Source organism: Mesorhizobium sp. M0751, assembly GCF_040320265.1.
Lineage (GTDB): Bacteria > Pseudomonadota > Alphaproteobacteria > Rhizobiales > Rhizobiaceae > Mesorhizobium.
Window position 1 is genome coordinate 1 of sequence record NZ_JAMYPH010000066.1, and the last position, 1,648, is coordinate 1,648.

General features: G+C 64.0%; 2 protein-coding genes. Both read left to right on the top strand.

Annotated features, from left to right (window positions below):
- Positions 1 to 30: 30 nt before the first annotated feature.
- Complete coding sequence (locus NKI19_RS32615; RefSeq protein WP_352567706.1) at positions 31 to 642, top strand: tyrosine-type recombinase/integrase; 612 nt, start codon at positions 31 to 33, stop codon at positions 640 to 642.
- A complete protein-coding gene (locus NKI19_RS32620; RefSeq protein ID WP_352567705.1) occupies positions 639 to 1,646 on the top strand; it encodes a tyrosine-type recombinase/integrase in 1,008 nt (335 codons plus the stop codon). The genes NKI19_RS32615 and NKI19_RS32620 overlap by 4 nt, the downstream gene beginning before the upstream one ends.
- The last annotated feature ends 2 nt before the right edge of the window (positions 1,647 to 1,648 follow it).

The following is a 1,648-nucleotide window of genomic DNA, read 5'->3' on the forward strand; positions in this document are numbered from 1 at the left end:
CCCAGATCCAGAGCGATTCCGCCTCCGCGTATTCTCAGCGAGGCTGAGTTGACGTCACTCATCGACGCATGCGCCCGCATTTCGCCTAGCATCCCTCTGCGAGGGCGGACGATGGCGACGCTGATCGGATTGTTGGCGAGTTCGGGGCTGCGATCGGGCGAAGTAGTCGGGCTTGATCGTTCCGACGTTGATCTCACCAACGGGGTTCTCCTCGTTCGGAAGACAAAGTTCCGCAAGGATCGTCTCGTTCCAGTTCACACGACAACCCAGGCTGCCCTTGGTTGCTATGCCCGTGAGCGCGACGCCGCTTTCCCCACACCCAAGGATCAGGGCTTCTTCCTCAGTTCCCGGGGCAACCGCCTCTCGGCGACCGGCCTGCAAAACGGCTTTGCCGAGGTCCGTAAACTCGCCGACTTTGATGGCGGTAAGCCGATAAGGCCGCACGATCTCAGGCACCGGTTTGCCGTGACCCGCCTCAGCCTCTGGCACCAACAGCGCGCAGACGTTCAGGCGCTATTGCCTTTGCTCGCCACATATCTCGGCCACGCCAGTTACAGCGACACGGCCTACTACCTCACGGGCTCGGCGGAGCTCCTCGCCATTGCGGCGGAGCGCGCCTTCCTCGACGGAGGCGCAGCATGAGCGAACACCTGCTCCTAGCGCCGCTCCTGGAGTCCTATTTCCGCCGGCGCCTGACCAAGCAGCGGAACGCGACTCCCGCGACCGTGGCCAGCTATCGGGACGCCTTGCGCATGCTGATCCTCTTTGCCGCCGCCCGATTGCGGAAGAAGCCGGCGGCATTGGCGCTCGAAGACCTCGATCGAGACCTCGTTCTCGCTTTTCTCGACGAGCTCGAGGAGAAGCGCAAGAACGTCATCGCCACGCGCAACGCCCGCTTGGCCGCGATCCGATCTTTCTTCCACCACGTCGCTGCCGCCGACCCGGCGTCCTTCGGCGTCGCCCAACGCGTGCTGACGATTCCCATAAAACGGACGCACATTGAGGTGACGTACCACCTCACCAAGGCCGAAGTGGACACCCTCATCGCGGCCCCCGATCAGAGGACGTCCCGTGGTCGGCGCGACCGAGCCTTTCTGCTCTTCTTGGCACGGACCGGCGCCCGGGTCTCCGAAGCCACCGGCGTCAACGCAAACGACCTTCAGTTGGAGCGGCCGCACCCACAAGTGCTGCTGCGCGGCAAAGGGCGCAGAGACCGCGTCGTCCCCATTGCTAAGGACCTGGCGCGGGCGCTGACATCCTTGTTGAGCGAGCGCGGGATCCCCCATCACGAGCCGCGACCGATATTCGTCGGCGCCCGCAACGAACGCCTGACTCGTTTCGGAGCGACCCATATCGTGCGGCGTGCGGCCACCGAGGCCGTGCCTACCAGGCCGGCCTTGGCCGACAAGCCCATATCGCCGCACATCTTCCGGCACTCCCTCGCCATGAAGCTTCTCCAGTCCAGCGTGGACCTTTTGACGATCCAAGCCTGGCTCGGGCACGCACAGGTCGCCACGACCCACCGCTATGCCGCAGCGGATGTCGAGATGATGCGCAATGGACTCGAGAAGGCGGGCGTCACCGGCGATCACGGCGTGCGTTTCCGACCAAATGACTCCGTTCTGCAACTGCTGAACTCCATCTGAAT

Bases quoted from the DNA above. Each gene is read 5' to 3' on its own strand.
- NKI19_RS32620 (WP_352567705.1), top strand. From the start codon at position 639: ATGAGCGAACACCTGCTCCTAGCGCCGCTCCTGGAGTCCTATTTCCGC.